This is a genomic window from Endozoicomonas sp. SESOKO3 (assembly GCF_024606255.1).
Genome location: NZ_JAHHPR010000544.1, coordinates 1 through 4,092 on the forward strand (window position 1 = coordinate 1; position 4,092 = coordinate 4,092).

Genomic DNA, 4,092 nt, shown 5'->3' on the forward strand with positions numbered 1-4,092 from the left:
TCAATTTCTTGCAATCCTCGCTACGGACGCTTAAGTCCGACAGGCTGCTAGTGCATAGATACATACTTGCAGCTAATGCAACCAGCGCTGCAACAATACCCAAAAGTTTCAGGGCTTCTGAATAATGATTTCATATTTCAATGTATCCAGCTTTTTATTGTGAATAGCTAAGCTGTTCTGGTCAGCATCTCATCCATCAGATTGCGATAGGACTCTCGAAAATCATTAATATTATGTCTTGTGCAAAGCACCTCATAGAGATGGCGACCTTCCTCTGCCCTTGCAGCAGCTGGTAGTGAAAGATAATACTCCATGGCCTGAGCCAAACTCTCTGAATCACCCGCTTTACAAACCTGGCCCAGCCCTTCTATGTAAGGCTTTATGGTATCTATATCTGACCCAATGACAGGTAATGCTCCAGACATGCCTTCCAGTAACGCAAGGGGCAGACCTTCGGTGAAGGAGGGCAGAGTAAAGACATCAAACGCCTTAACATATTTAATAGCCTCTGCTCTTTTTCCCAGCAGAAAAACACTGTTTTGCAAACCAAGGTCACTGATCTTTTGCCTGAGGTTTTGCTCTTCTTCACCGTAACCAATGATGCCTACTGCTGCTGTCGGGTATTTCCTGTTAACCTGAGCCAGAGCATCAATCATTACAGCATGACCTTTGATCTCGACCAATCGACCTATTGTGCCAAAAATAAAGCGATCATCAGGCAGTCCCAGTTCCTGCCTCGCCTGCTCCTGGCTTAGCTGAATAGAAACGGCCTGTTCAATGTCAATAGCATTGCTGATCGCTGCCGTATTATTCTCATTTAAGCGATTTATAGTGTTCATAAGATAGTTCTGAACAGGCTTGGATACCCCTACAAAGCACCAGCGGTCATCAGCCAGCCTGTTAACCAGCTTCTGCCGATAAGAGCGGTCATAATCACCAAAACCATGGGCGATACTGATAAAAGCTTTTGTGTTCAGCTTCCTGGCCAGATTGAGCATGATGTGAGTCGGTTTGAAGCGATGGCAAATGATGCCATCAAAATGATGATCCCGACAAAATCGTAATACTTGTCGTATAGCAAACCAGCGTCGAATTCCTTTCAGCTGCTTGCTACTAAAATCAAAATAGACAGATGTACCGGCAGCACTGACAGGCTGCCCTGCTTCTGGCTTTCCTTTTAGAAAGGCTGTTGTAATTTCATATTGATCAGCTGGCAGTGCCTTGATGATTTGTTCTGCCAAGTCCGATGACATGACATTAAAACTGTTCTGAAGCTGTAAAATCTGCTTCTTGCCCTCAGTCATAGCTCTACCAAATAAAGAAAAGGCGAAGGATATGCTTATATTAGCTATATTTCTAGTGGAATCTTCAGTCTAGAAAATACTTGGTTAATAGCGGCCTAAAAAGCTAGCATATAACGCTAAAACTTTATATTTTTTATTTATGAATATATCGATACAAGATAGAACCAACCACATCATTTTAAAATGGATTCTTCCATTTGGTATGATTGTTTTCCTAACAGGGCAGATCATACTTCCAAATAACAGTTCCCATATCTCTCAAACTTATACTTGGCTTATTCTTCCTGCACTGATACTGTTCTTCACATCAGGTAAGGAAGTATTCAGAGGGCACAGGGTCAATACTTTAGCAATATCGACCCTATGTTTCATAGCCCTATACACTCTATCCTTTTTATGGTCCGACACAGATGAGGACGCAGGTAGGTTTATAAAAGATGGTATATACATAGCATTATTTATATTCAGCATATGTGCACTAATACGTTCAGATTACTGGGAGTTCAGCCGAATACTCGAGATATCAGCGATAATAGTCTCCATTGGTGCAGCTATTTCATTATTCAATCATTTCTTAGTTCTAGATGCACCAATCGGAGTTCGAGATTACAGAATCAGCAGCATGGGCGACTGGGGATTTGGAAACCTCGATAACCCTATTCCCGCTGCTATCTATTATGGATCGTTTTCAGCTATTTTATTTGTACTATTTTCGAGTAGGGAGTCATCAGAGCTCAATTCCTTCATACAGTTAATTTCATTATTAATAATCAATACCTATGTTATATTTACTTGGTCTAGAGGCCCTATAATTGCCTTGTTTTTATCCTACTTTCTGTCATGGGTTCTTATAAAGAATAAAAAATCAACCATTGCACTGCTGACTATTACAATTTCAAGTTCTTCGCTTTACTTCTCTGACCAAATAACAAAAAGCATTTCAGACACAATAAAGAAAAATCAGTCAAATTATGCCACTAACGAAATAAAACTTATTTCATCTGGACCAAGCTTAACTTCTTCAAATACTAAATTGATAGGAACGCTAGACGAATTAGAAGATTTTCTTAATGAAACATTTAACGAAAGAGGAACCATCTGGCTTAAAACCTATAAAAACTCTCTTGAAAAATTTTGGTTTGGCCACGGTGCCGGAGCAAAATTTCAGATACCATACAATCAAAATAGAGCTATAGCCTTTCATGCTCATAACATATATCTCCAAGTATTTTATGAGATAGGATTTTTTGGCTTATTCTTGTTTGCCCTTTTAATATGTTTGCTAATAAGATGCCTATATTCCACTAAAGGAAACACCAATATTAAACTTGCAATTGCTTTATTGTGTATTGGTCTCTTTTCTTATATAACCGATGTAAGCAAAATTTTCACAAAACCACATATATACTGGATTAACTTCTGGCTACCCATTGGAATAGCTATAGCTATCAAAATGAGCCTTAATGCTTCTCCCTTAAATTTCTCAAGAAAAAACCAGTAAGAAATCATATAAACTTAATAAAGATAAGAATACAAAGAATCTGGGGATAGCTCATTCTCAATCAAATAAAGAAACTTTCCCCAATGCGGATAAAACTTATCAATGAATATACAAGAAGATCTTATCAGTGTTATTATACCCGTTTTCAATTCAGAACCTTACATTGAAGATTGTTTATTTTCAATAATAAGCCAAACCTATAAAAACATTGAAATATTAGTTATTAACGATGGTTCAACAGATAAAACAAAAGATATTATTTTAAAAATAAAAGATCAGGACAAAAGAATAAAATATTTAGAGCAAGAAAACTCTGGAGTATCCAAAGCTAGAAACAAAGGCCTATCAATTGCACTAGGATCTTATATTGCTCTTATAGATTCTGACGATATATGCTATCCATTTAGATTAGAAGAACAAATCAACCACATGAAATCAAAAAATATTGATATTTGTGGCTCATGGATAAAAGAGTTCAATACTAAAAAAAACAAAATAAAGTCTTATCCAGATAAAGACAACGAGTTGAAATTCAATTACTTTTTTTTCGGAAAAACAATACCTTGCCCTACAGTAATGATGAGAGCAGAGTCAATTAAAAACTTACGATTTGATAGTTCTCTAGATTTTGCTGAGGACTATGATTTTCTAATGAGAACTATAACAGAAAATAGATGCCAGCTAGGAGCCATTAAAAAGCCACTGGTAAAATATAGAGTGCATGAAAATCAGCACTCTAAAAAGTTAGTAAAAAAAAATAAATACACCCTAACTAACTCCATTAAAAACAACTCAAAAAAACACAACTATCTATTTGAAGAAGACGAAATCAATCTTCATTTCGAAGCAATAAAAAACAAGCATAAAATAAGCAGGGATGAATTCGAAGAGTATAAACATACTTTGGAGAAGCTATACAATTTTGTCAGTATTTTTTGCGACTGCAGAAGAAATTTCTCATGTTTTTTATATCAACTAATAAAGAACAACCCAGAAATAAAAAATGATATAAAAGATTGGGCTTATAAAAAAGGCTATAAAATACCAAGTATAATTACCATGGCACCTTACGACTTATTTCTAAAAGCTACTAATCAAAAGTATTAGAAAAAGGCTCTTAGTCGATTTCGAGTTACTTTTCAGGCAGCCAGTCGGTTTGGTGATTCGGACAAAACAGATTTCTTAACGGAGCTATCGCCTAACGGGCCCGGCTCACCTATTCTCATAAAGAACCAGCCACTTCGTACAAACAATAGAGAAACGTCAGGGCTTGAAAATTGCGGCTCT

The 4,092-nt window shown here is 36.6% G+C and carries 3 protein-coding genes; 2 read left to right on the forward strand and 1 reads right to left on the reverse strand.

The genetic code is table 11. The features are described 5' to 3' along the window. Window positions 1-167 precede the first annotated feature (167 nt). Window positions 168-1,304, reverse strand: a complete 1,137-nt coding sequence (locus KDK18_RS09380; RefSeq protein WP_257254642.1) for a glycosyltransferase — start codon at window positions 1,302-1,304, stop codon at window positions 168-170. A gap of 202 nt (window positions 1,305-1,506) precedes the next feature. On the opposite strand from KDK18_RS09380, the gene KDK18_RS09385 reads away from it, so the two are divergent. Continuing rightward, complete coding sequence (locus tag KDK18_RS09385; protein WP_257254643.1) at window positions 1,507-2,805, forward strand: O-antigen ligase; 1,299 nt, start codon at window positions 1,507-1,509, stop codon at window positions 2,803-2,805. Window positions 2,806-2,907: 102 nt separating this feature from the next. Continuing rightward, window positions 2,908-3,912: a glycosyltransferase family 2 protein gene (locus KDK18_RS09390; protein ID WP_257254644.1), complete on the forward strand. Its 1,005-nt coding sequence runs from the start codon at window positions 2,908-2,910 to the stop codon at window positions 3,910-3,912. Window positions 3,913-4,092 lie beyond the last annotated feature (180 nt).

Coding starts and splice junctions, on each gene's coding strand:
- KDK18_RS09380 (WP_257254642.1), bottom strand. CDS start 1,304: ATGACTGAGGGCAAGAAGCAGATTTTACAGCTTCAGAACAGTTTTAAT.
- KDK18_RS09385 (WP_257254643.1), top strand. CDS start 1,507: ATGATTGTTTTCCTAACAGGGCAGATCATACTTCCAAATAACAGTTCC.
- KDK18_RS09390 (WP_257254644.1), top strand. CDS start 2,908: ATGAATATACAAGAAGATCTTATCAGTGTTATTATACCCGTTTTCAAT.